The sequence below is a fragment of the Streptomyces blastmyceticus genome, assembly GCF_039521185.1.
Classification (GTDB): Bacteria; Actinomycetota; Actinomycetes; order Streptomycetales; family Streptomycetaceae; genus Streptomyces; species Streptomyces blastmyceticus.
The window spans coordinates 302,162-326,197 of record NZ_BAAABW010000008.1 but is presented as its reverse complement, the minus strand read 5'-3'; the positions used below and the strand labels follow the sequence as shown (position 1 = coordinate 326,197).

The 24,036-nt window shown below is 73.1% G+C and carries 16 protein-coding genes; 8 read left to right on the top strand and 8 right to left on the bottom strand.

Annotated elements, in window-relative coordinates; genetic code table 11:
• Position 1: 1 nt before the first annotated feature.
• The 4 genes from ABD269_RS07655 to ABD269_RS07640 all read left to right on the top strand — a co-directional run bounded on the left by ABD269_RS07655 (position 2) and on the right by ABD269_RS07640 (position 6,078).
• Entirely contained in the window at positions 2 to 859 is an 858-nt protein-coding gene (locus ABD269_RS07655; protein ID WP_301886758.1) for an LLM class F420-dependent oxidoreductase, read from the top strand.
• A gap of 217 nt (positions 860 to 1,076) precedes the next feature.
• Positions 1,077 to 3,671 (top strand): bifunctional FO biosynthesis protein CofGH, encoded by a 2,595-nt coding sequence (locus tag ABD269_RS07650; RefSeq protein WP_344117077.1) that lies wholly within the window; start codon positions 1,077 to 1,079, stop codon positions 3,669 to 3,671.
• Between the two features lie 232 nt (positions 3,672 to 3,903).
• Positions 3,904 to 4,881 carry a DUF8017 domain-containing protein gene (locus tag ABD269_RS07645; protein ID WP_344117076.1) on the top strand — a complete coding sequence of 326 codons (978 nt, stop codon included), beginning with the start codon at positions 3,904 to 3,906 and terminating at the stop codon, positions 4,879 to 4,881.
• 75 nt (positions 4,882 to 4,956) lie between these two features.
• Entirely contained in the window at positions 4,957 to 6,078 is a 1,122-nt protein-coding gene (locus ABD269_RS07640) for an ADP-ribosylglycohydrolase family protein (protein WP_344117075.1), read from the top strand.
• 95 nt (positions 6,079 to 6,173) lie between these two features.
• Here ABD269_RS07640 and ABD269_RS07635 read toward each other — a convergent pair whose 3' ends face one another.
• The 3 genes from ABD269_RS07635 to ABD269_RS07625 form a co-directional block, all read right to left on the bottom strand.
• A complete protein-coding gene (locus ABD269_RS07635) occupies positions 6,174 to 6,371 on the bottom strand; it encodes a DUF397 domain-containing protein (protein WP_344117074.1) in 198 nt (65 codons plus the stop codon).
• Positions 6,372 to 6,569: 198 nt separating this feature from the next.
• The gene (locus ABD269_RS07630) at positions 6,570 to 7,433 is read right to left on the bottom strand and encodes a helix-turn-helix domain-containing protein (RefSeq protein ID WP_344117268.1); all 864 of its coding nucleotides are present in this window, start codon (positions 7,431 to 7,433) and stop codon (positions 6,570 to 6,572) included.
• Positions 7,434 to 7,852: 419 nt separating this feature from the next.
• Positions 7,853 to 8,629 (bottom strand): GOLPH3/VPS74 family protein, encoded by a 777-nt coding sequence (locus ABD269_RS07625; protein WP_344117073.1) that lies wholly within the window; start codon positions 8,627 to 8,629, stop codon positions 7,853 to 7,855.
• Positions 8,630 to 9,036: 407 nt separating this feature from the next.
• On the opposite strand from ABD269_RS07625, the gene ABD269_RS07620 reads away from it, so the two are divergent.
• Positions 9,037 to 11,328: a D-alanyl-D-alanine carboxypeptidase gene (locus ABD269_RS07620; RefSeq protein WP_344117072.1), complete on the top strand. Its 2,292-nt coding sequence runs from the start codon at positions 9,037 to 9,039 to the stop codon at positions 11,326 to 11,328.
• 201 nt (positions 11,329 to 11,529) lie between these two features.
• Positions 11,530 to 13,401, top strand: coding sequence for an MFS transporter (locus ABD269_RS07615; RefSeq protein ID WP_344117071.1), 1,872 nt, complete (start codon positions 11,530 to 11,532; stop codon positions 13,399 to 13,401).
• 218 nt (positions 13,402 to 13,619) lie between these two features.
• Here the strand turns inward: ABD269_RS07615 and ABD269_RS07610 are convergent, their stop codons facing one another.
• Genes ABD269_RS07610 through ABD269_RS07595 form a run of 4 tightly spaced genes read right to left on the bottom strand, consistent with a single transcriptional unit; the run spans position 13,620 to position 21,466 of the window.
• A complete protein-coding gene (locus ABD269_RS07610) occupies positions 13,620 to 15,890 on the bottom strand; it encodes an ABC transporter substrate-binding protein (RefSeq protein WP_344117070.1) in 2,271 nt (756 codons plus the stop codon).
• The gene (locus tag ABD269_RS07605; RefSeq protein WP_344117069.1) at positions 15,887 to 17,365 is read right to left on the bottom strand and encodes a VWA domain-containing protein; all 1,479 of its coding nucleotides are present in this window, start codon (positions 17,363 to 17,365) and stop codon (positions 15,887 to 15,889) included. Before ABD269_RS07605 ends, ABD269_RS07610 begins: the two co-directional genes overlap by 4 nt.
• A gap of 13 nt (positions 17,366 to 17,378) precedes the next feature.
• Positions 17,379 to 19,679 carry a serine/threonine-protein kinase gene (locus ABD269_RS07600; protein ID WP_344117068.1) on the bottom strand — a complete coding sequence of 767 codons (2,301 nt, stop codon included), beginning with the start codon at positions 19,677 to 19,679 and terminating at the stop codon, positions 17,379 to 17,381.
• A complete protein-coding gene (locus ABD269_RS07595) occupies positions 19,676 to 21,466 on the bottom strand; it encodes a trypsin-like peptidase domain-containing protein (protein WP_344117067.1) in 1,791 nt (596 codons plus the stop codon). The genes ABD269_RS07600 and ABD269_RS07595 overlap by 4 nt, the downstream gene beginning before the upstream one ends.
• A gap of 365 nt (positions 21,467 to 21,831) precedes the next feature.
• Here ABD269_RS07595 and ABD269_RS07590 point away from each other — a divergent pair, with 365 nt between their 5' ends.
• The gene (locus tag ABD269_RS07590) at positions 21,832 to 22,392 is read left to right on the top strand and encodes a hypothetical protein (protein ID WP_344117066.1); all 561 of its coding nucleotides are present in this window, start codon (positions 21,832 to 21,834) and stop codon (positions 22,390 to 22,392) included.
• Between the two features lie 313 nt (positions 22,393 to 22,705).
• Entirely contained in the window at positions 22,706 to 23,533 is an 828-nt protein-coding gene (locus tag ABD269_RS07585; protein ID WP_344117065.1) for a class F sortase, read from the top strand.
• On the opposite strand, the gene ABD269_RS07580 is transcribed toward ABD269_RS07585, so the two are convergent.
• Positions 23,451 to 23,972: a MarR family winged helix-turn-helix transcriptional regulator gene (locus ABD269_RS07580; protein WP_344117064.1), complete on the bottom strand. Its 522-nt coding sequence runs from the start codon at positions 23,970 to 23,972 to the stop codon at positions 23,451 to 23,453. The genes ABD269_RS07585 and ABD269_RS07580 overlap by 83 nt on opposite strands.
• Positions 23,973 to 24,036: the final 64 nt, after the last annotated feature.

Below are 24,036 nucleotides of genomic sequence, written 5' to 3'. Positions count from 1 at the left end.
GATGCGGATTGCCACCACGGTCTTTCTCACGGACGAGACGATCAGCCCCGTCCGGCTCGCGCGCGAGCTGGAACAGCGCGGCTTCGACGGCCTCTACCTCCCCGAGCACACGCACATCCCCGTCAGCCGCGACACCCCCGCGCCGATGGGGGGCCCGCTGCCGCGCGAGTACGGCCGCGCGCTCGACCCGATCGTGGCGCTCGGCCAGGCGGCCGCGGTCACCGAGCGGATCACCCTCGGCACGGGCGTGGCGCTCGTCGCCCAGCACGACCCCGTCCACCTCGCCAAACAGGCCGCCACGCTCGACCACGTCAGCGGCGGCCGCTTCACCCTCGGCATCGGCTTCGGATGGAACAAGGAGGAGGCCGCCGACCACGGCGTCCCCTGGGCGAAGCGGCGCGAGATCGTCCGCGACCGGATGGCGCTGATGCGGGCGCTGTGGACGGACGAACCGACGGCCTACGACGGCGAGTTCGGCTCCGTACGCGCGAGCTGGGCCCACCCCAAGCCGGTGCGCCCACCGCGCGCCCGGAAGCACGCCGGCCCCCTGGCCGGCCCCCGGGTCCTCATCGGCGGCGCGGCCGGACCCAAGCTCTTCGCGCACATCGCCGAGTACGCGGACGGCTGGCTGCCCGTCGGCGGCAGCGGCCTGCGCGAGTCGATGCCACAGCTGCGCGCGGCGTGGGAGGAGGCGGGGCGGCCCGGCGAGCCGGAGGTCGTGCCGTACGCGGTGCGGCCTTCCGCGGGGAAGCTCGCGCATTTCGCGGAGCTGGGGTTGAGGGAAGTGGTGGTGGGGCTGCCGTCGGCGGGCGAGGGCGAGGTGCTTCGGGCTCTGGACGCCCATGCGGACTTTTTGTGACGGGGGTGGGTGCGGGTTTCGTTGCCGGGCCTCGCGCCTGTCCGTTGCCGCCTGCGGCGGGAGCTCCCTTCGGGAGCGTCCTCAAACGCCGGACGGGCTGGATTTGCGCACCCCTGGGGGTCTGGGGGCGGAGCCCCCAGGACGCACCCTCACACCCCGACCGCATTACTGACGGTGCCCCAGAGCCGCTCGCGACCCCGTCGCATACGCTCGGGCCATGACTTCCAGTGCGCACCGACCCTCGCCGGCAGGACCGACCGCGAACGCGATGCGGCGGGCGCTCAGGCGCGCGCGTGACGGCGTCGCGCTGGATGTCAGTGAGGCCGCCGTGCTGCTGCAGGCGAGAGGCGCGGATCTCGACGACCTGTGCGCGTCGGCCGCGCGCGTCCGGGACGCCGGTCTCGAAGCCGCCGGGCGCCCCGGTGTCATCACGTACTCCAAGAGCGTCTTCATCCCCCTCACCCGCCTCTGCCGCGACAAGTGCCACTACTGCACCTTCGCCACCGTGCCGGGCAAGCTGCGCCGCGCGGGACACGGGATGTTCATGTCCCCGGACGAGGTGCTGGACATCGCCCGGCGCGGCGCCGAACTCGGCTGCAAGGAAGCGCTGATCACCCTCGGCGACAAGCCCGAGGACCGCTGGCCGGAGGCCCGCGAGTGGCTGGAGGCGGAGGGCTACGACGACACCATCGCGTACGTGCGGGCCATGGCGATCCGCATCCTGGAGGAGACCGGGCTGCTGCCCCACCTCAACCCGGGCGTCATGACCTGGACGGACTTCCAGCGGCTCAAGCCGGTGTCCCCCTCGATGGGGATGATGCTGGAGACCACGGCCGAGCGGCTGTGGAGCGAGCCCGGCGGCCCCCACTACGGCTCGCCGGACAAGGAACCGGCCGTCCGCCTGCGGGTCCTGGAGGACGCGGGCCGCAGCTCCGTGCCGTTCACCAGCGGGCTGCTGCTGGGCATCGGGGAGACGCCGGAGGAGCGCGCGGAGTCGCTGTTCGCGCTGCGCCGCGTCTCCCGCGCCTACCACGGCATCCAGGAACTCATCATGCAGAACTTCCGCGCCAAGCCGGACACGGCGATGCGCGGCATGCCGGACGCGGAGCTGGACGACCTGGTCGCCACCGTCGCCGTCGCCCGGCACATCATGGGCCCGGCCGCCTGCCTCCAGGCGCCGCCCAACCTCGTGGACGACGAGTACGCGCGGCTCATCGGCGCGGGCATCGACGACTGGGGCGGCGTCTCGCCGCTCACCCCGGACCACGTCAACCCCGAGCGCCCCTGGCCGCAGATCGAGGAGCTCGCGGAGAAGTCGGCGGCCGCGGGCTTCCGGCTGAAGGAACGTCTCGCCGTCTACCCCGAGTTCGTCAAGCGCGGCGAGCCCTGGCTGGACCCCCGGCTGCTGCCGCACGTCCGCGCCCTCGCCGACCCGGAGACGGGCCTGGCCCGCGAGGACGCCGTGGTGGAGGGTCACCCCTGGCAGGAGCCGGAGGACGTCTTCGTCGCCGCGGGCCGTACGGACCTGCACCGCACCATCGACGAGGAGGGCCGGACCGGCGACCGGCGCGAGGACTTCGACGAGGTGTACGGCGACTGGGAGGCGCTCCGCGAGGCCGCCGCCCCCGGCATGGTCCCGTCCCGCATCGACGGCGACGTGCGCTCCGCGCTGTCGCAGGCCGCCGACGACCCGACCAGGCTCACCGACTCCGAGGCGCTCGCCCTGCTGCACGCGGACGGGCCCGCGCTCGACGCGCTGTGCCGTATCGCGGACGACCTGCGCCGCGCGACGGTCGGCGACGACGTCACGTACATCGTCACGCGCAACATCAACTTCACCAACGTCTGCTACACCGGCTGCCGCTTCTGCGCCTTCGCCCAGCGCCGCACGGACGCCGACGCCTACACCCTGTCCCTGTCGCAGGTCGCCGACCGGGCCCAGCAGGCGTGGGACGTGGGCGCGGTCGAGGTCTGCATGCAGGGCGGCATCCACCCCGACCTGCCGGGCACGGCCTACTTCGACATCGCGCGGGCGGTGAAGGAGCGCGTCCCCGGCATGCACGTGCACGCCTTCTCACCGATGGAGGTCGTCAACGGCGCCACGCGCACCGGCATGTCGATCCGCGAGTGGCTGACCGCCGCGAAGGAGGCCGGGCTCGACACCATCCCCGGCACCGCCGCCGAGATCCTCGACGACGAGGTCCGCTGGGTCCTCACCAAGGGCAAGCTGCCCACCGCGACGTGGATCGAGGTCGTGAAGACGGCGCACGAAGTGGGCATCCGCTCCTCCTCCACGATGATGTACGGGCACGTGGACCAGCCCCGCCACTGGCTCGGCCACTTCCGCCAGCTCGTACGCATACAGCAGGAGACGGGCGGCTTCACGGAGTTCGTGACCCTGCCCTTCATCCACACCAACGCCCCCGTCTACCTCGCGGGCATCGCCCGCCCCGGCCCGACCATGCGCGACAACCGCGCGGTCACGGCCATGGCGCGCGTGCTTCTGCATCCGCATATCACCAACATCCAGACGAGCTGGGTCAAGTTGGGCGCGGACGGGGCGGCGGAAATGCTGCGCTCCGGGGCGAACGACCTGGGGGGCACGCTGATGGAGGAGACCATCTCCCGCATGGCGGGCTCTTCTTACGGTTCGTACCGCTCTGTCCAGGACCTCGTCGCCATCGCGGAGGCGGCGGGGCGGCCTGCGCGGGCGCGGACGACGCTCTATGGGGAGGTGCCGGCGGAGCGCTTGTCTGCGGCGGAGGCTTCGGATGGTCATCTGCCGGAGCTGCTGCCGGTGCTTGAGGATTGACCGGGGTGGGTGCGGGCCCGCTGCGCCTGCGGCGGGCTTTCCCCCACCCCGCCCCTTCCCGAAACTGGGGCTCGTGCCCCAGACCCCCGGCTGCGGGCCGGTTCGCCGCCTGCGGCGGGAGCGCCCTGCGGGCGCGTCCTCAAACGCCGGACGGGCTGGATCTGCTCCACGGTTGCCGTTTTGTTGAAGTGCGTCTACCTCGTCGCGACACTCCGCCACATAAAGTTCCCGCATGTCTTGGCCTCAGAACCCCCAGCAGCCGCACAACCCTCGCCCGTATCCGGAGGCCACGGCTGTCGACCAGCCCGCGGTGGTACCGCCGCCGCCCCCCGGCAATGACGTGCACTCGCAAGCGACCGTCTTCGCGCAGCCCGTGGTGACCCCGCCGCCCCCACCCGCTCCGCCGGCCCCTGCGCCGCAGGGTGGGAACAAGACGCTGCTCGCCGTCGTCGGCGGGGTCGTGGCGCTGGCCGTCGTCGGTGGCGGCGCGTTCTTCCTGCTCAAGGACGACAAGTCGGACGACAAGAAGAAGAGCGACCAGAGCGTCATCGCCCCCGATCCGGCACGGAAGAAGGACGTGCTGCCCACCCCCGACAAGACATCGGGTACGCAGCCCGTGGTCGCCGGGTGGCAGACGCAGACCGCCAGGGAGTACCGCTTCCGGTACGACGTGCCGGGCAAGGACGCCAAGTGGAACCTGCTGCCGCAGGACACGATGACGTCGTACGTCGACGAAGCGGGCAAGCCGCAGATCACGATGCGGGACGTGGCGCACTTCCGCGAGGGCGGCTGCTCCTCCGCCGCCAACCCCAACGCGTTCGGCGAGACGGGCAAGGGCCAGCTGGCCACGGTCGGCACCATGGGCGGCGACACGTCGCTGAGCATTCAGGAGAACGCCCGGAACTGGGCGGGCAACTGGGGGTTCTTCGCCTACGGCGGCAAGACGAACAAGCCGAAGATCGAGGTCTCAGAGGCCAAGCCGTGGAAGCACAACGGCATCGACGGCTGGACGGCCACGGCGAAGGTGACCGTGACCAACCGCCCGAGCCAGTGCGTTCCGGCCACGGCGATCGTCAAGAGCATCGTGGAGAAGCAGCCGGACGGGAAGTTCCACAGCTGGGTCATCTACGCAGACCAGGGCGTTCCCGACGCGCTGCCGGAGACCGAGATCGACAAGATCATGGGAACGGTACGGCCGGTCAAGGGCTGAGAGCCCCACAGCACGGGCAACTACAGTGCTGTGCCGTCGGACACCGAACATGATGCGAAGCCAGGAGGCCAGGACGTGACCACGACCGCCGGATCGACCCCCGCGCTGTGGAGCCGGGCGGAGCAGCAGGACTTCCGCGCCCGGGTGCGCGGCTGTCTGCTCGGCGGGGCGATCGGCGACGCGCTCGGCGCGGGGATCGAGTTCGACTCCCTCGCCGCGATCCGCGCCGCCCACGGGCCGGAGGGCGTCACCGACTACGTGTCCGCGTACGGGCGGCGCGGGGCGGTCACCGACGACACCCAGATGACGCTCTTCACCGTGGACGGGCTGATACGCGCCCACGTACGGCGGGACACCGGCGCCTGGCACCCGCCCACCGACGTCCACCGCGCCCACCTCCGCTGGGCCGCCACCCAGCGCGACTGGGGCCCCGACGAGCGCGAGCCGGACGCCGGCTGGCTGGCGCGCGAGGAGTGGCTCTACGCGCGGCGGGCGCCCGGCAACGCCTGTCTGTCCGGCCTCGCCGACACCACGATGGGCACCCTGGAGGCGCCCAAGAACCCCGGCTCCAAGGGGTGCGGGGCGGTGATGCGCTCCGCGCCGTTCGGGCTGCTGGTGGGCTGGGAGCCGGAGCTCGTCTTCCAACTCGCGGCCGAGTGCGCCGCGCAGACGCACGGCCACCCCTCGGGATATCTGGCGGCGGGCGCCTTCGCCGTCATCGTGCACGGCGCGGCACGCGGCGACGGCCTGGACGGCTCGGTCCAGCGGGCCCTGGCCGTCCTGGCGACCCGTTCCGGCCACGAGGAGACCAGCGGCGCCCTCCAGCAGGCGCTCGGCGCGGTGCGGCAGGGCATGCCGTCGCCGGAGCGGGTCGCCTCGCTCGGCGAGGGCTGGGTGGCGGAGGAGGCGCTGGCCATGGGCGTCTACTGCGCGCTGGTCGCCGAGGACGTACGGCACGGGCTGCTGCTCGCGGTCAACCACGGCGGGGACTCCGACTCCACGGGGTCGCTGTGCGGGAATCTGCTCGGTGCGCTGCACGGGGAGACGGCGCTGCCCGCGGGGTGGGTGGCGGAGCTGGAGGGCCGGGCGACGGTGCTCCAGCTCGCGGACGACTTCGCGATGGAGCTGACGCAGGGGGCGAGCCTGCACAGCCCGGCGGTGTCGACGTCGGCCTGGCTGACCCGCTACCCGCGCTAGAACCGGCTCTCGGGACCCCGGAAACGGCCGTGCCCTCCCGGCCGGAATGGCGAGAGGGCACCGCACGGTGGAGCTGGGGGATATGGCCGGGTGGATCAGACGTCGGCGTCGGTAACGGTCGTCACGAACGCGGACCACGCGTCCGGCGTGAAGCTGAGCGCCGCGCGCTGCGGCTCCTTGGAGTCGCGAACCGCGATGGTCCGGGGAAGGGGGGAGGCGACCTCCACGCAGTCGCCGTTGTGCAGCGAGTACGAGGACTTATGCCACGTGGTGTTCCCCTGCTGGATCGCCATGATTGCTCCATGCCTTGGTGAGTTGCTGTCGATATCGCCTTTGCGGGAAGGCCGGTTGTCGTGCCGGACCTCCCAGACGCCACCGACGGTACGCGCCAACATCAGCTGATGATTGGCCCATTCACTCGACCGGATGGCATATCCTGGAACGCTTCCCCAACTCACCATTGCACCTGTACCGTGCGGCCCTTTCGTGAATCAGCCGGCGGCCGCCCACTCCTCGCCGACCCGCTCGATGAACTGCCGCGAGTGTTCGGCATTGAGTGCCTGCATACGCAAATGCTCATACATCACGCTGTACGTCTGGACATCATTCGGCTTCTCCAGATACAGGTCGCTGGTGATCCCCTCCAGATAGACGGTGCTGGCGTCCTGCGGGTCGTTGAATTCGAGGATGCAGAACTTGCCGTACATCCCCGGGTGCGCGCCCACGTCGTACGGCAGCACCTGCACGGTGATGTGCGGCTCCATGCTGAACTCGACCAGTTTGCGCATCTGTTCCTGCATGATGTCGCGGTTGCCCACGATCCGGCGCAGCGCGGACTCGTCGATGACGGCCCACAACCGCAGCGGGTTGTCCAGGTCGTGGATCCGTTCCTGTCGTCGCATCCGCACCTGCACGCGGCGCTCGATCTCGGCCGCCGTGGCCTCCGGCCAAGAGCCCTCGCTCACCGCGCTCGCGTAGTTGGGGGTCTGCAACAGGCCCGGCACCAGCGACGCCTCGTACACCCGCAGCGAGGAGGCGTCGGTCTCCAGGCCGATGTAGACGCTGTAGGGGATGTCGCCGAAGGCGTGCCACCAGCCTTGCTGGCGCGACTCCTTCGCCATCTGCATCAGCGAATCGACGATGCGGTGGTCCTCGACCCCGTACACCCCGCACAGGTCGCGGACGTCGCGCTGGCTGATGCTCCGTCGGCCGTTCTCCAGCCTGCTGATCTTCGACTGCGAGACAAGTAGCCGTTCGGCCACTTCCTCGGCTGTCATGCCCTTGAGTTCGCGGAGCTTGCGCAGCTCCTGCCCCAAGCGGCGTCGCCTAACGGTGGGATTGACACTGGACGCCACGGGACGCATCTCCGGCTCCGTCATGCTCTGTCTCCTGACCTCGCAGCCTGCCACCACTGGCCGGGGCGGCGCTGGAAAATGCCGACACAGAGTCCACCGGCGGTGACGCGCGGCAAGGGCTGTGACATGCGGCGGGGCGGCGAGTCGGAGATGCGCGCGCGGGGCGGCGGACCGGCCGCCATCCCGGGCGACGGGCCCACCACCCCGCGCGGTTCCGCGGCTCCCGAACCGGGCCGGAGGACTGAGGTGCGGTCGGTGGAGCTGATGGAGCTGAGGGTGCGTCAAAAGTGCGTCGCGGCCGTACCGCGGTTCGCACCAAGGGTGTTACCGGGGCCGCCGGCGGTACCGGCCGCGGCATGGCCGCGATGCCGGACGCCCGGCGGCTTTAACGATTCACCGGCTGGGGGACCGGTTCAGTTTCAGGAGGCGCCCGCACGGGCCATCACGGCCGCCCCGTGCGCCACCTGCTGGGCGGAGACCCCGGAGGGCTCCACCGCGGCCCGGACGGACGTCGTACGGCGCCCGGAGCCATTGCTGCTGCCGGCCGTGGCCGGCTGTCGCCGCGGCTGCGCCGCGACGCCGTTCTGCACGTCCATGACGGCGTGGGCCACGAGCCCGCCCATCGGGTCGTGCCTGATCAGATCCCGGAGCCTGGAGCGGGAGGACCGCCCCTCGTTACCGGGGTAGAGATGCTTGCCGAGACCCACCGCGTGGGCCAGCGCGGCCAGGGCCGCGGTCCGCGGGTCCGGCGGGACGCCGGTGCGGATCGCGCTGTCCAGCCGGGCCCTGATCTCCCGGCTGATGGCCGTGTCGGTCGCCTGATAGCGAGTCGTCGGCAGTACCCCGCACATCTGGCCCGCCACGGCATGCACCATGCCGCACCGCTCCAGGTGCGTGAGATACGTCTGGCGCAGCCCCAGCCGGGGCCCGCCGATCCAGTGGACGGCGCGGACCGGGCTGCCGCGGCGACGCAGCAGCTCCAGCGCGGAGTCCAGGGTCGGATCTCCTGTGGGCCGTGGCATCACCACGGCGATACGATCCCCGTCTGGGGCTATCCGTCCGGCCAAGGCCAGCTCGACGAGCTGCGCCCCGGCGAGACCGAGGTCGAGCGACTGCGGCTGCGCCGTGGTACCCGTGGCCGGGTCCAAGGCGAGCAGCAGAAGCTCCTCCGGAATTGTTCTGCGGCTCCTGCCCATCCATGCCTCCCCGCGTGGATGAGTGACAGGGTGACCCCTCTCACATTGGTCTGTCGAGAGTGCGTGGTGGCTTCGGGTGGGAACCGGTAGGTATGTCGTCTCGTCTAGCACGTCGGTGAGGCCAGTCGAAGCCCTTTGACGGTGCGGTTGCGCGGTGGCGTGGCGACGACGAAGGACACTGGTAAGCGTTGTGAAGGTCCGGCGGCGGGGCGTTCGTCCCGTGACGGCGTATGGCGTGGGAATTCGAGGAGGCATCGGTGGCGGGCGAGTCCCCCGACAAGTCGGAGCAGCGGAAGTCGTCGGGGGAGACGACTGGCGGCGAGCGCGACCCACGGCTGGGGGTTTTCCGGGAATCGGAAACCTCCGCCGCGGCTGACGCGCGGCCTTCGAAGCCCGCGGAATCCCCCGTGCGCACGGATATCGACGAGAAGCCGCCCGTTTCACCGGGCGAGGACGCGGGCAAGGCGGCCGTGCGCGGCGGTGACGCGCGCCTGAAGGCGGCCGTCGCGGCGTGGGTGGCCGACGCGGCGTCGGATGCGGACGCGGATGCTGCCGTGGACGGTGAGGAGAAGCCCGAGCCCGCCGCGGCGGATGACGATGCGAACGCCAAGGCCGACGACAAGGGCGCCGAGGCCTCCGGCGGGCCCGCGAAGCCCGCCGCGGACCGGGCCACGGCCGTGTTCGGCGCGGTGCGTCCCAAGGCGGAGGACGGCGCGAAGAAGGACAGCGCTAAGGAGGGCGACGCGGCGAAGGCCGCGCCCGCCAACGGTTCCGGCGCCGCGAAGCCCGTCGCCGACCAGGCCACCGCCGTGTTCGGTGCGGTGCGTCCGAAGGCCGACGGGGACAAGGACAAGAAGGCGGCCAACGGCTCCGACAAGAGCTCTGGCGACGGTGCCGGGAAGCCCTCCTGGGTCCGGGTGACCGACGGTGCCGAGAGCCCGAAGGGCGACGGCGAGGCCAAGGCTTCCGGCGACGCCGCCGCGAACGGTGACAAGCCCGCCGCCGACCGGGCCACGGCCGTCTTCAAGGCCGTACGCCCCGAGGCCGACGGCGAGCCGAAGGCGGGTGCCGACCAGGCCACCGCCGTCTTCGGCACGGTCAAGACGCCCGAGAAGGCCCCTGCCAAGGCGGGCTCCGACGATCAGCCGACCGCGTTGATCAAGGCCCCCGAGGTGCCCGCGAAGCGTCCGGCCGAGTCAGATTCCGAGCGGACCAGCCAGTTCGTGCCGCTGAAGTCCCTGGACGACGCCGCCGCGAAGGCCGGCGCCAAGCCGGCCATACCCGTCACGGTCGCCCCGCCCGCCGACCCGCCGAAGGCGCCCAAGGCGGCCCCGCCCAAGACCGAGCCCAAGACCGAGTCCAAGGCGGAGCGGCCCGAGCCGGAGGCGCCGCAGCAGCCCGCCGCGCCGCTCGACCTGCTCGCCCAGCTGACGAACACGCCGCCGCCCCCGCCGACCCCGGTCCGCAGCACCCTGCGCCGGGTGAAGATCTACGCGCCGATCGTGGTGCTGCTGGCGATCGTCTTCTGCGTGGTGCAGGCGTTCCGCCCGCTGCCCGCCCCGAAGCTCACGACGGCCGCGGACAAGGCCACGTACACCTTCCAGGGCGACAAGTTCGCCATGCCGTGGCCCGACCAGGGCCAGGCCGCGGCCAAGGTCGCGGGGGTCGGCAGCCTGGGCACGTACGGCGAGGAGAAGCCCACGCCGACCGCGAGCGTCGCCAAGGTGATGACCGCCTACGTGATCCTGAAGAACCACCCGCTCAAGAAGGGTGACAAGGGTCCCGACATCACGGTCGACGCGCAGGCGGAGCAGGACTCCCACGCCAAGGACGAGTCGCTGGTGACCCTCAAGCAGGGCGAGAAGGTCTCGGAGTACGACCTGCTCCAGATGCTGCTCATCCCCTCAGGCAACAACGCCGCCCGCCTGCTGGCCCGCTGGGACGCCCAGTCCAAGGAGGCGTTCGTCGCGAAGATGAACGAGGCGGCCAAGTCGCTGGGCATGACCAACACGACCTACACCGACCCCAGCGGCCTGGACGAGACGACCAAGAGCACGGCCGTCGACCAGCTGAAGCTGGCCGAGGAGGTCATGAAGGACGACGTCTTCCGCGAGATCGTGGCCAAGCCCAACACCAACGTCGCCGGTGGCCAGCACCTCAACAACAACAACGACGAGCTGCTGATCAAGCCGGGGGGCCTCGGCATCAAGACGGGCTCCAGCACCCCGGCCGGCGGCACGCTGATGTGGGCCGCCAAGCGGACCATCGACGGCAAGGAGCAGCTGATCCTCGGCGTCACGATGGACCAGCACTTCAAGGGCGGTCTCGACGTCAACGCCGAGATGAGCCTGAAGCTGGTCAAGAAGGTCAGCTACAAGATGATCCAGGACGTGCAGAATGCGCTGACCTCGGCGAAGCTGGTCGGCAAGGGCGACGTCGTCGGCTACGTCGACGACGGCCTGGGCGGGAAGACCCCGGTCGTCGCCACCCGCGACCTCAAGGGCGTGGGCTGGCCCGGCATGACCGCGAAGCTCACCGTCGGCAAGGGTGCCAAGCCCGTGCCGCACGCCGCGAAGGCGGGCACCGAGGTCGGCGAGCTGACCGTCGGCGAGGGCGCGAGCGCCCAGAAGGTGCCGGTGGCCCTGCAGAAGGACCTGGTGGAGCTGGCCTTCGGGGCGAAGCTGACGCGCCTCGGCTAGACCGTCCGGCAGACCTGGCGAAGGCTCCTGGTCCGTACGAGTACGTACGGACCAGGAGCTGTTTCGCTGGAGAGGCCGGATTCGCCCGGCGTGCTAGCGTCGCGAGGGTTTGACCACGGCCGGAACGCCGTGCCGCTACCCGTCGCAACCGGGACAGCGTGAAGATGGGGGAAGACTTCGGGGGAGACGGGGAGAGCAGCAGTGACCACCGTGGGGCCGACGTGCGCCGGGAAACCGGAGGAGCCGTCGGGCAAGAAGGCCGACGACACCCCCTCCCGGATACGGGCATCCGCACGACCGCCGGGAGACGGCCGCGAGAGCCTACGCGCACGCCTGCTGCGCGCCGCCCGCGCCCTCGCCGGGCGGCCGGTGCTGACCACGCTCCTCGTGGCCGCGCTGCTGCACGTGCTGTGGATCCTGGTGTTCGCCAACAGCGGCGGGGACCTGGCCGCCCAGGACGCCTGGGCGGAGTTCGCGCTCCAGCACCCGTCCTCGGCGTACAACCTCTCCTGGTACGGCGGGATGCACCCCGTCTCGTACAGCGCGATCTCGCCGTATCTGATGGCGCAGCTCGGCGTCCGGCCCACGATGATGATCGCGGGCACGGTGTCCGCCGGGCTGATCGCCCTGCTGCTGGTGCGCAGCCGCGTTGTGCGGCGGCCCCTGTGGCCCGCGCTCTACGGCGCCGTCGCGCTGACCGGCAACGCGATCTCCGGGCGGGTGACGTTCGGGCTCGGCATGATGTTCGGGCTGGCCGCCGTGGCCGCGATCTTCGCGTGGCCCACGCGGTGGCGCACCGAGGGCAAATACAAGTGGGGGCGCGCCGCGCTCGCGGGGGCGGCGGCCGCGCTGGCCACCGCTTCGAGCCCGGTCGCCGGCCTCTACGTGGGCATCGTGGCGGCCGCGCTGTGGCTGGGCAAGCGCCGCCCGGCGGCCTACGCGCTGGGGCTGCCCCCGGTCGCGGTGGTCGCCCTGTCGGCGTGGCTGTTCCCCTTCTCCGGCCAGCAGCCGATGTTCTTCCCCTCGACGATCCTGCCGCTGCTCAGCGGCATCTTCGGGGTGGTCTTCGTCCCCAAGGCGTGGCGCACCGTCCGTATCGTGTCGGCGCTCTACGTCCTCGGGGTGCTGCTGGTCTGGCTGATCCCGTCGCAGATCGGCACGAACATCTCCCGGCTCGGCATGGTCTTCGGCGGGGTCGTCCTCGTCGCCGCCCTGACCGAGCGGAAGGTCCCGCCGCGCTCGGAGCTGCTGCGCTCGGCCCGGAACTGGACCGCGTTCGTCCTCGCCGTCCTCACCTGCACGGTCTGGCAGGCCGCCAACGCGATCGGCGACATCCTGCACACCACGCCCGCCGCCTCCTGGGCGCGGGAGCTCGCCCCCCTCGTCGACCGGCTCCAGAAGCTGGACGCCGACAAGGGCCGCGTCGAGGTCGTCCCCGCCCGCAGCCACCGCGAGGCGTCGGCCCTCGCCCCGTACGTCAACCTGGCCCGCGGCTGGAACCGGCAGGCGGACCGCGAGCGCAACCCGCTCTTCTACGAGCCCGACCTGCTCAACCCCTCCAGCTACCGCGCCTGGCTGGACCGCTGGGCCGTGCACTTCGTGGTGCTGCCCACCGGCGAGCCCGACGACGCCGCCAAGGCCGAGGCCAAGCTCGTCGTCAAGGGCCAGTCGTATCTGCGCCAGGTGTGGAACGACGACAACTGGCGGGTCTACGAGGTCGACGCGCCGACCCCGCTCGCCGACCCCCCGGCCGTCGTGGACCGCGTCGAGGCCAACGAGGTCACGATCACCGTGAAGTCCGCCGGGCCGGTGCTCATCCGGATCCCGTACTCCCCCTGGCTGAGCGTCGTCGGCAAGGACGGCAAGGCCGTCCAGCCGCCGAAGCCGGGCCCGCACGGGGAGCCGGCCGTCAATGTCAACGGCTGCCTGATGAAGCAGGTGCAGGAGCCGCGGGGGGTTCAGCCGGAGGACGACTGGACGATGCTCTACGCTCCGCGGGCCGGCCAGTATCGGATCGCTTCGCCTTACAAGCTGCCGCGCGGCACGGGGTGTCCGGCGGAGATGGCGCGCTGATTCTTTGACCGCGGGTCGGCGGCGCCTGCGGCGGGCTTCTTCCCCAGCCCCGCCCCTTCCCGAAACCGGGGAGACCCCGGACCCCGAAGCACGCTTCGCGCGCTGTCCTCAAACGCCGGACGGGCTGGATTTTCCAGCCCGTCCGGCGTTTGAGGACCGGGGTCTGGGGCGGAGCCCCAGTTCGGGAAGGGGCGGGTCGGGGAAAGCCCCCGGCAGGGTTACGAGCCGCCGCAGACGCGGTCCCCTCGCGGCGCGATCCCCTTGCGCACCGATTCGAGATCGCGCAGCACTTGGCTCAGCTTCCTGGGACCCGGCGCGCTCAAGTAATCGAGCACGCCGTGCTGAAAAGCGAACCGCATCCGAGGAGGCATCGAGTCGGAAGCATCGAGGCACAGCGCAGAAGCGCCGCGCAGCTCGCGGTCGATGTGGGCGTTCAGCTGCTCGTCGTTCGGGAAGGACAGCGGCGGGCGGCCGGGGAAGAAGGGGAAGAACGGGCGGAAGGGGTTCCCCGGGCGGTCCTGGTCCGGCTCGGACCACACCCGCTGCGCCTCGTCCGTGGTGAGGAAGCGCATGAGCTCCCGCGCCTGGGGGCTGTCGTGGAGGAGCGCCGCGTAGTCCGCCGAGACCTCGCGCGCGGTGGAGCGCGGGTCCGCGCCGGGCAGCAGCCGCGGCGTGGGGACGAAGTCGGCGTGCCGGTCCTGCGGATAGCCGCTGCGGATGAACGTGCCCTGGTGCTCCAGCGCGCAGGCCCCGGGTCCGGCGGAGTGGAAGAGGCCCTGCGTGTAGTCCTCGGCGAGCGCGGTCCGCGCGGGGCCCGCGGTGAAGACGGAGCCGAAGGTCCGCCAGGCCCTGGCCACGACGTCCGAGTCCCACTTCAGCCCGCCGTTCGCCAGCTGCTCGTAGGCGCGCGTGCCGCTCTGCTGGAGCAGGATGTCCTCGATCCAGTCCGTGCCGGGCCAGCCGGAGGTGTCGTCGCCGCCCATGCCCGCGCACCAGTGGGCGCCGTCGGCGGCGAGCGCGGTCAGGTCCCGGGGCGGGGCGGCGGCGTCGTACCAGGCGATGCTCTTCAGGTCGGCCTTGACCGGGACGGCGTAGACGCGGCCGCCCGTGCGGGACGTCCACTGCGGCCCGTACGCGTCCAGGGTGCTCTTCGGCAGGACGCCGTCGAGGGGCGTGAGGACCTTCCGCGCGGCGTAGTCGGCGGCCTCGCCGCGGCTGGGCAGGATGGCGATGTCGGGCGGGTCGCCGGTGCGTTCGCGGGAGAGCAGCACCTCGCGCAGGGCGGTGGTGCCCTGGTAGCTGACGCTGATGGCGCGGTGGGTGCCGCTGGAGAAGGCCTTGAGCACCTTCTCGAACCGCTGCTTCTCAGGACCTGACCAGGAGGCGAGGACCGTCACCCTGCTGCGGTGCTCGTCCTGCCGGTCGCCGTAGGCCATGCCGCCGATCGTCACGAGCCAGAAGGCGAGCACGGCGGCGGTGACCGGTTGCGTACGGGCCCCGACGCCCAGCAGCGCGCTCACCGGGCTGTCGGCGGGCCTGGCCGGGCCCTGGTGCCGGAAGCGGTATTCGTCGATGCGCGGCTGGAGCCCGATCAGGACCAGCGCGGCGATCAGCGCGCCGGTCAGCGCGATCCAGCCCGTGGCCGCGGCCCGCCACTGCGTGCCCCGGAGGGCGGCGTTGACCCAGTGGAGGGTCCCGGCGTCGATCCCGCCGTGCGTCCGGTCGTGCTCGATCCGCTCGGCAGCGGCGTGCAGCTGGCGCTGGATCTGGACGGCGAGGACGGTCAGCGACAGCACCAGCGCCGTCAGCAGCGCCGTGCCCGCGGCCAGGGCCGGGTTGACGCGGCGGCGGAACCGGCGGCGCAGCATGCGCTGGGTGTCGATCAGCAGCCACACCAGCCCGCCGCAGAGGACGAAGGCCACGGTCCAGGCGAGGGCCAGCAGCCGGCCGAAGGACACCTGCTGTCCCAGCACACCGCGCTGTGCGGCCTGGACCGCTTCGAGGCGGTCGACGATGCCGCTCTCGGGGCGCAGCAGCGTCGACCGGGCGGCCGCCACATAGGCGTCCCGCAGCACGCCGTCGGTGCCGCTGCGGACGGCCTGCTGGATGAGGTAGCCGTACGAGGAGACGAGGCCGGAGGCCGTGCGCAGGGTCTGCTGTCCGTCGTCGCCCGCGACGGTGCTCATGGCGGCCTGCTCCAGCGCCTGGTTGGCGGCGTTGAGCTGGGCCCGGTACTCCTCGCCCGCCCCCTCGACCGGCCCGGCCGGACCGGTCAGGCCGGCCTTCGCGGCGGTGAACGACGCCTCCAGCGAGGTCTCGGCCGCCGCGACCTCCACGATCGCGGGCGTCGTCCGGCCGTCCACCGCGGGGGAGTTGCGGCTCACGCCGTAGTACGCGGTCAGCAGCGCCGCGCACGCGATCACCGTCCCGACGAGGAGGGCGGCCAGGCGCCGTATGAGATACGGGCGGGTGCCGGACGGGCCGCTCATGCCGACGGGCCGGAGGGCGGCGGGGGGAAGCGGTGCCCGCACTGCGTGCAGACGTTGGCGCTCGCCGCCGAACTGCGGCCGCAGTCCGGGCACACCCGGTCCGGGGCCTCCTCCGGCGGTGGGGAGGGCCGGGCCTCCTCCGTCCACTGGGTGCTGTGATCGGCCGTCACCCAGGCCGCGTTGAGGTCGCCTGCCGACAGCCCGGGCCGCACCCGCACCTCGCCCCGCGCCGGGTCGGCGACCGTCACCAGGCGCCGCAGTCTGCGCAGCGTCTTCTCGTCGCCCAGCTCGTGTGCCAGCCGCACCGCACGCCCCCACGCGGCCGCCGCCGCGTCCGGCTCGCCGCGCTCGTACGCCTCGCACCCGGCGTTCACGGCCCGGCCCAGCTCCGCGTGCCCGTCGTAGTGGGCGACGCGCGGGTGGACGCGGGTGGACAGGGCGCGGTCGTCGGTCCACCGGACCGTGAACGGGCAGGGGTCCGGCAGCGCGACGGGCGTCGCGGCCGCCTCGGGGCCGGCCGTCACCAGGGCCACGGACGCCAGCCGGACCTCCTCGCCCTGCGGGTCGCCCTCCGGGTCGGCCGTGACGCAGAGGTGGAAGTCGCGGGACTCGTCGCCCCACGCCCCCGTCGGGAACTCCCAGCTGCGCTTCCCCGTGCGCACGCCCTCCGCCGTGAGGTCCTGCTCGGTGGGGAAGACCTGCTTGACGAAACGGAGTTCGCTGCCGTCGCGCACGCTGACCCGGATCCGTACGTCCGGCAGCGCCTTGGCCATGGCGCCGGCCATCATCGTGCGGAACTCCGCCTCCAGGTCGGAGTCGTCCACGACCGCGTCGGCCACCCCGTGCAGCCGGGCGGCGATCGCGCGCAGCTCGGTGGCCGCCCACCCCTCGCCGATGCCCCGCGCGTCGCACCGGAACCGGCCCGCGCACTCGGCCAGGACGCGCTCCAGCTCGCCCGGCCGGTCGTGCTCGTTGCGCCCGTCGGTCAGCAGCAGGGCGTGCCGGATCGGGGTGTCCTGCGCGGCGAGGAGGCGGTGCGCGCAGTCCAGCCAGCCGGCGATCGCGGTGCCGCCCGCGGCCACCAGGCCGGAGGCGACATGGGCGGCGTCGGCCCGGGAGTCGGGACCGGCGACCGCCATCCGCTCGGTGGGCGGATAGACGACCCGGGCCCGGTCGGTGCCCTCGACGAGCGCGAACCGGGTGCCGTCGCGCAGCACGTCGACGGCGGCGGCCGCCGCCCGCCGGGCCGCCGCGATCTTCGTGCCCGGCGAGCTCATCGACCCCGAGCAGTCGATGACGATGACCTCGGCGGACTCGGCCCGCCGGGCGAGCGGCCCCAGCCCTTCGGCCTCGACGGTCAGGATCGCGTGCGCCGGCACGGTGCCGGAGCCGGCCGGCAGATAGTGGTTCTGGCCCAGAAGCGCGGTCAGCGCGGGCCCGCCCGGCCCGCCGCCTGCGCCGTTCGCTCGGTCCATCTGTCTCCCCTGGTCAGACGCGGGTCGTCGGACGGACGCGGTTGGCCAGGTCGACCAGCGCGCCGAGGCCGTCCGGGGTGCGGGCCTGCTGGGCGAGGCCGCGCAGCTTCTGTTCGAGCCGGGTGCGGATGGTGAACTCCTCGTCGTCCGTGCCGAAGAGCGTGCCGCCGCACCGCTCGGCCGCCGGGGTGGAGTCCGCCCGGATCCAGTCCAGGGCCACGTCCAGCAGCTCGGCCTCCAGCCGGTCGCGGGCCGGGCCCGTGCGGTGGCCCTCGTCGAGATACAGGCGCGGCAGCCGCACCAGCGCCTCGGTGAGGTCGGCCGCCCCCGGCAGGCTCCGCGCGCCGTCGGAGCACAGCCGCCCGGCGAGGATCCGCACGCACGCCGTACGGGCCGCGTCGTGGTGCCGGGAGACCTCCGGCACGCCGTTCAGCAGCTGCACCGCGCCCCTGCGGTCCCCGGCGGCGAGCCGCAGCCGCGCGAGGCCGAACGCGGCGCTGCCCTGCGACCGGTTCCGCTGCCAGACGGCCTGGTAGTAGCGCTCGGCGGCGGCCGCGTCGCCGCGGTGCTCCGCGCAGTAGCCCAGCGCCAGCTTCGGGGCGTACTCGCCCGGCAGGTCGGCATAGACCCGGTCGAACTCCCGCTCCGCGGCGGCCGGTTCGCGCCGTGCCAGGTGCAGCAGCCCCTGGTGCCAGCTCAGCCGCCAGTCGTACGGAGCCGGGGCGCCCACCGCCTCGCGGGCCGCCGCCAGCCGCTCCGCCGCCGCGTCCGGCTCGCCCAGCTCCAGGTGGGCCCGGCACTGCCGCAGCGGGATCTCCACCGAGCTGCGCCCCGACGCGTACAGCTGCTGGATCAGCCGGCGCGGCCCGCTGGCCGTCGGCTGTCCGAGCAGCGGGGCGCCCGGGTCGGCGGGGTCGGGGTGGGGCACCGGCAGGATCACGGGCACCCGGTCCGGCTCGGGCAGCCCGCGGTCGAGGACCGGCCGCCGCTCCCCGCCCAGCCAGCGCTCCAGCGGCGGTACGCGCCCCAGCGACGCGTCCAGCAGGGCGGCCGTCGGCGCGAACAGGGCGGAAGGCTCGGGGTGTTCGCGCTCGGTGCGCAGCGCGCGGATCTCCCGCAGCACGCCGCGCAGCTGCTCCGCCATGTCGCGGGCGGAGGCGTAGCGGGCGCGCGGGTCCTCGGCGGTGGCGCGGGCGACGGCACGTTCGTAGGACTCGCCGCCCAGACCCGGCGGGCGGTCCCCCGGGAACGCCTCGTCGGACAGCGCCCGCAGCGTCATCCCCACGCTGAAGAGGTCCGAGCGCGGGGACAGCCCCTCCGCCCGGTGGTGCACGACCTCGGGCGCGATGAAGCCGCGCGCGCCCAGGACGGTGCCGTCGCGGTCCCCGATCCTGCGGACCGCGCCCAGGTCGATGAGCTTGACCCGGTCCTCGTGGTGCATGACGTTGTTGGGCTTGAGGTCGCAGTAGACGAGGCCCTCGCGGTGGAGGTGGTCGAGCGCGTCGAGGATCCGGCAGCCGTACGTGAGGACGTACTCGAGGACGCGCGGCCCGCCGAACGGGCCGTCCCCGCCGGCCATCCGGTCCTTGACCTGCGACAGCTGCATGCCGCCGACGAACTCCATGACGATGTAGCCCGTGCGCCCGTCGTCCTCGGCCGCGCCCCGGGCGGGGTGGGTCACGTAGTTGATGATGCGGACGATGCCGGGGTGGTCGAGGCGGGTGAGCGACCGCCGCTCCTCGCCCGCGAGGTGCAGGGCGACGGGGTCGCCGGTGTGGATGAGGCCCTTGAGGGCGACCGGGTGGTTCTCCAGCCGGGTGTCGTGGGCCAGATAGACCCAGCCGAGGCCGCCGTTGGCGAGGGCGCCGACGACGCGGTACTGCTCGCCGACCAGGTCGCCCGCGGCCAGGCGCGGGGTGAAGTCGAAGGGGTGCCCGCAGTGGGGGCAGTAGCCGGTGGCGAGCGCGGGCTGGCCGGCGTGCGGGCGGCCGACGACCGCCGTGCAGCCCTCGTGGCCGCAGGTCTTGCCGCCGAGCGGCATCTGAGGGTCCGTCACGACGAGCGCCTCGGGGGAGGGGGTCCGCACGAAGGGCAGGTCCAACAGGCCGTCGCCCGCGGGCTCCACGCTGAAGAGCAGGCCGGTGGCGATCCGCCGCCGGGTGCCGGCGGTGGGCGGGCTCTCCGCGGGCGCGCGCTGCCCGGGAGGGCGCAGCCGCCGCCCGGTCACCTGGCAGAAGCCCGTGCCGTCGGCGGAGCAGCCCTCGCAGTCCGGGCGGTCGCAGTCGGGCGGCCGGGCTCTCCCTTTCGCGGTCATGGCCGGTCGCCCCCTCGCGGGCGGTGGGTGTGCTGCCGTACGGCCGTCGCGAAGAGCTCCACCGCCCGCTCGGCCTCGGCGAGTTCGCAGGGAGCCTGGAAGAGGAGGTTGTGGGCCGCGCGGTAGAGCGGGGCCGCCGCCTGCTCCTCCTCCAGGCTGCGGGCGGCGAGCAGCGCGAAGAACGCCTCCAGCCGCCCGCGCAGTTCGTTGCGGCGCGCGACGCCCGCCTCGGCCCGGCCGATCGCCTCCTCGACCCTCAGCAGCCCCGACTCCACCGCGCTCTCGAACGCCGCGAGCTTCGGCAGGAAGCGTCTGCTGCCCAGCTCCGGGTCGCGGCGCAGCCCCGTCAGATCGAGCCGCAGCCCGGCCGCCTCCTGCGGCACGGGGCGCACGGGTGCGATCAGGGCGACCCTGTCGTACGCGGTGCGCTCACGGCGGGCGATGTGCTCGATGCGGTCGCGCACCCGGTCGAGCCGCGCGGTGATCTCGTCCTTGCTCGGGTCGGCCATCCTCAGCGCCAGCTCCAGGCTCTGCGAGTCGGGGTTGCGGAAAACGAGCAGCAGGCGCGCGCCCCGGGCGGCCAGCAGGTCGGTGAACTCGACGAGCGCGACGGGATCGGCCGCGTAGTCGACCCCTTCTGCGACGATCGTCAGCGGCACGGCACGGATGTCACCGAACCGCCCCACCCCGCCGTCCCCGCCCCCGGTACGCAGCCCGAGCCGGTCGGCGACCCGTTCGGCGAAGAGCGCGACGGTCTCCCCGGACACGTCGAGCGCGAGATCGACACTGCCGACGGGCGGCACCGTGTCGTCGAGGGCCCGGGTGACGACGTGCCCGTTGGTGCCGCCGCCCGGAGGCCCGGGGGAGCGGGGGGAGGGGAGACGGGGGGTGTGCGCGGCGCCCGGGAGGGGCGGGTCCGCCACCACCTCGCGGTCGGCCAGGGCGACCGCCCGGCTCAGCGTCGCGGCGCGGGCCGCCTCGCCCTTCTTGATGACGATCGCCTCGATGTGGCGCGTGCCCTCCGCGGCGCGGAACCAGCGGGCCAGCCAGCGCGCGAACTCCCGGTCGCGCGGCGCCCCCGAGGGCACCGGCGGAAGGCTGTTGCCGCGCCGGCCCGTCACATGGTCGCCGATCAGCGGGAGATACCGCACGACGGTCTCGATGGGGATCATGTACGACAGGTGCAGCTTGCCGTCCGGCGCGGCCGAGGACCGGTCGTCGTAGCGGCTGACGACCATGCCCAGCACCCGGTGCGTCTCCGCGTCGGTGACGGCCGCCCCGCTGAACCCGGGCCGCACCGTCTCCTCCGGCGTCGCCGGGAAGAGCTGCACCCACTCGCCGCGCGGCCCGCTCGGACCCGCGATCGTGGCCCGGAACCACACCCCGTCGGCCAGCCCCTTCGTCCGGGGGAAGCCGCACATCCGCACGGCCCGCCCGGGCGACGGCGCCACGCGGTGCAGCGGCGCCGCGTGCCGGGCGTCCTGCGGCTCGGCGAGCCTGAGCAGGGCCACGTCACCCCGGGAGTCCGCCAGCTCCGGCACCCAGCACCGCTCCGCGACCCGGGCCCGCACGGCCGGTGTCCCGGCCACGCCGACGAGCTCCGCGACCACCTCGGCGGTGGGCTGCGGCCCGCCGTCCCAGGGGATGACATGGGCACAGGTCAGGACGGAGTCCGCGCCGACCAGGATGCCCGCGCCCAGCATGTCGCCGCCGGGCGTGGAAATGCGAACCCGCCAAGTCTCCTCGAACGTATGGCCGTTGACGGGGACCTCGGTCTCCTCCCCCATGGGCGCAGAGCATACGCGCGCCCCGGCGCGAAGTGACCCCTTGTGACCCAGGGGTCACCGTTCTGTGTGGTGGCGGTCCGGCCCCGCGCCCGCGCGCGGGGCCGCCTGCCGGCCGGGGGCCGTCCCGGGGTCACCCGTTCGCCGCATCCGGGGCGGGTTGCTCCGGTAGTCGTACGGTCACCCCCGGTGACCTGCCGTTACGCCTTCCGGGCGGTTCGGCGGGCCGGGCCGGGACGGCCCGTCCGAGGTGACGTCGAGGTGCGGCGGTCCCGGAACGCGGCTTCGCTCGGCACATAGGAGCGCGGAACCCCCCACGCCTTCGGTGGCACATCGGTGTGCCGCGTCCGCGTTCTCGGAGGACAGGCATGCGTACTGCACGAGTGCTCACCGGGGCCGCTCTGACCATCGTGGCCCTCGGGCCGACGGGCGCGCCCGCGCTCGCCGGGGACTTCGGCAAACTCGAGGTCTCTCCCAGCCCCGCCCAGCCCGGCACCCTGGTCACGGTGAACACCACCGCTTGCGGCTCCAACGGCTCGGGCACGGGCGACGCCAGCGCGGTCGGCGGCCCCGCCTCGTTCGCCCTGAAGCCGGGCACGCACAAGGAGGACGTCGTCGGCCAGTTCTCGGTCCCGGCCAAGGCGAAGTCCGGCACGTACGGCATCGGCGTCAAATGCCACAACGGCAAGGAGGCGACGGGCGACCTGATGGTCGGCAGCGGTGGCGGCGGCGGTAGTGGCAGCGGCGCGAGCAGCAGCCCCGGCATGAGCACCACGGCCACGAAGCCGCCCATGGGCGGCGTGAAGACCGGCGTCGGCTCCACGAGCGAGAACTCGGGCCTGACCGAAATCATGGCCGGAGCGGCTGTCTTGGCGACGGCGGCGGTGGGCGGCACGTGGTTCTTGCGGCGGCGTGGGGGACGCGTCTGAGGACTGCGCTTGGGTGCGGGTGCGTTGCCGCCTGCGGCGGGAGCTCCCTGCGGGAGCGTCCTCAAACGCCGGACGGGCTGGTTTTTGCCGGCCTTCGTTGTCGGGTGCGGGGCCGTGCCGCTCCGGGGAAGTACGGGACTGCTTCGCTTTACGTCCCGCACTTCCCCTGCGCGTCCCGCCCCCTCCCGTCACAATCAGCCCGTCCGGCGTTTGAGGACAGCGCGCGGAGCGTGCTTCGGGGTCTGGGGCGGAGCCCCAGTTCGGGAAGGGGCGGGGCTGGGGAAAGAACCCGCGGCGCGGTGGAGGAGCCCCGATGGGCGAGACACGGAAGACCCGCCACGCCCGAGCGCGCACCGTCCGCGCGGAGCGAGCCCGGGAAGCCCGCACGGCCTGCGCTCCGCGCAAGCCGCGCCCGCCCGCTGCCGACGCCCGCCGCAAAGCCGCCGTGGCCACAGCCCTGGCCATAGCCCTGTGCACCGGCAGCTGGCTCATCCAGCACGGCGCGGGAGTGCAGGGGCCGCCCCCGCAGCCGTCCGCCGCCGAGGCGTTCTCACCGGCCTCGCCGAGTGCGCCCGGCGCGCCCGTGCCGCGCATGGGACCCAGCGTGCCGCCGCTGCCGCCCTCGCCGCCGACCCGCGTCCGCATCCCGGAGATCCAGGTCGACGCCCCGACGCGGCCCCTGGCCCTGCTGCCGGACGGCAGTCTCGCCAGCCCGCCGGACGACGACCGCAACCTCGCCGGCTGGTACGCGGGCGGCGCCACACCGGGAGCGACCGGCACCGCGATCGTCGCCGGGCACGTCGACACGGCCGTCGGCCCGGCCGTCTTCTACAGCCTGGGAGCCCTGAAGAAGGGCCAGGCCGTGGAGGTCGCCCGCGCCGACGGCCGTACCGCGGTCTTCACGATCGACGCGATCGAGGTGTACGGCAGCGCGGACTTCCCTTCGCAGAAGGTCTACGGGCCTTCCGCCCGGGCCGAGTTGAGGCTGATCACCTGTGGCGGAGGCTTCGACGAGGACGCCCACGAGTATCTGGGCAACGTCGTCGTCTACGCCCACCTCACTTCGGTGCGGGAGCCCTATCCGGGGGCGTGGCCGGCCGGTCCCGCACCTCTCGCGCCCATGCGTTCAGTCCTGCGATGAAGCCCGCGCGGTCGCGCGGCGACAGGCTGTCGAGCGCGCGCAGCAGCGGCTGGGAACGGGTGGCGATGAACGCCTCGACCACCGGCAGGCGGTCGTCGGCGATGGCCACCAGTGTGCGGCGCCGGTTCGTGGGGTCCTCACGTCGCTCGACCAGCCCGGCCCGGTCGAGCGCGCCGACCAGCTCGCTGGTGGTCGACAGCGACAATCGCAGTCGCCGCGCCAACTCGCTGACCGCCAGCGGCTGTTCCGCGAGCAGTTGCGGCAGCACCGCGCCGTGCCGCGCGGTGAGGCTGTGGGTGTCGAAGACCGTGCGCAGCTCGTCGGGCATCTCTGCGGGGGCCTGGCGGATGTAGGGCGCCAGCAGGGGGACCAGGCCGATGGCCTGGGTCTCCTCCGGGGTGGGGAGCCGGTGCGTCCCGGGTTCGGCGGCGTGCTGCATACTGAGATTGTAGATGCTTCGTAAATCCAAACTATTCGGGAATCCGAACTTCTGGACAGGGGGC

Excerpts from the sequence above, each read along its gene's own strand:
- ABD269_RS07580 (WP_344117064.1), bottom strand. The coding sequence starts at position 23,972 with ATGCAGCACGCCGCCGAACCCGGGACGCACCGGCTCCCCACCCCGGAG.
- ABD269_RS07610 (WP_344117070.1), bottom strand. The coding sequence starts at position 15,890 with ATGAGCGGCCCGTCCGGCACCCGCCCGTATCTCATACGGCGCCTGGCC.
- ABD269_RS07605 (WP_344117069.1), bottom strand. The coding sequence starts at position 17,365 with ATGGACCGAGCGAACGGCGCAGGCGGCGGGCCGGGCGGGCCCGCGCTG.
- ABD269_RS07595 (WP_344117067.1), bottom strand. The coding sequence starts at position 21,466 with ATGGGGGAGGAGACCGAGGTCCCCGTCAACGGCCATACGTTCGAGGAG.
- ABD269_RS07590 (WP_344117066.1), top strand. The coding sequence starts at position 21,832 with ATGCGTACTGCACGAGTGCTCACCGGGGCCGCTCTGACCATCGTGGCC.
- ABD269_RS07600 (WP_344117068.1), bottom strand. The coding sequence starts at position 19,679 with ATGACCGCGAAAGGGAGAGCCCGGCCGCCCGACTGCGACCGCCCGGAC.
- ABD269_RS07625 (WP_344117073.1), bottom strand. The coding sequence starts at position 8,629 with ATGGGCAGGAGCCGCAGAACAATTCCGGAGGAGCTTCTGCTGCTCGCC.
- ABD269_RS07645 (WP_344117076.1), top strand. The coding sequence starts at position 3,904 with ATGTCTTGGCCTCAGAACCCCCAGCAGCCGCACAACCCTCGCCCGTAT.
- ABD269_RS07635 (WP_344117074.1), bottom strand. The coding sequence starts at position 6,371 with ATGGCGATCCAGCAGGGGAACACCACGTGGCATAAGTCCTCGTACTCG.
- ABD269_RS07650 (WP_344117077.1), top strand. The coding sequence starts at position 1,077 with ATGACTTCCAGTGCGCACCGACCCTCGCCGGCAGGACCGACCGCGAAC.
- ABD269_RS07585 (WP_344117065.1), top strand. The coding sequence starts at position 22,706 with ATGGGCGAGACACGGAAGACCCGCCACGCCCGAGCGCGCACCGTCCGC.
- ABD269_RS07655 (WP_301886758.1), top strand. The coding sequence starts at position 2 with ATGCGGATTGCCACCACGGTCTTTCTCACGGACGAGACGATCAGCCCC.